The organism is Cupriavidus sp. 05N39, from assembly GCF_056397325.1.
Map to the genome: position 1 here is coordinate 1 of NZ_JBFTNE010000393.1, position 374 is coordinate 374.

The 374-nt window shown below is 67.1% G+C and carries 1 pseudogene; it reads left to right on the forward strand.

Annotated features, from left to right (window positions below):
* Positions 1-374 (forward strand): annotated as a pseudogene (locus AC1DN0_RS41860) (TonB-dependent receptor); the annotation flags it as partial.

The window sequence follows — 374 nt, forward strand, 5'->3', positions numbered from 1 at the left end:
GCGCCTGACCGGGCAGTTCCTGGTGTTCGATTTCGACCGCCTGCGCGAACGCGCCGGCCAGGTCGCCGCCAACGGCGAGCCGCCCTGCCCCACCTGTTACCTGGCGCCCACCGAGTACACCGAAGACATCCGCACCACCGAAACCTCCAAGAGCGCCTACCTGCAGTACCGCACCACCTTCGACTGGACGATGCCGCTGCATGTGGCCGCCGGCGTGCGCTACGAGCAGACCGAGGTGGAATCGACCGCGCTGGTGCGCGTGCCGACCAGCATCAACTGGGGCTCGGCCAATGAGTTCAACCTGGGCTACGCCGCCGAGGGTACCTTCATCGGCGGCAAGGGCAAGTACGACTACGTGCTGCCCAACGTGGACC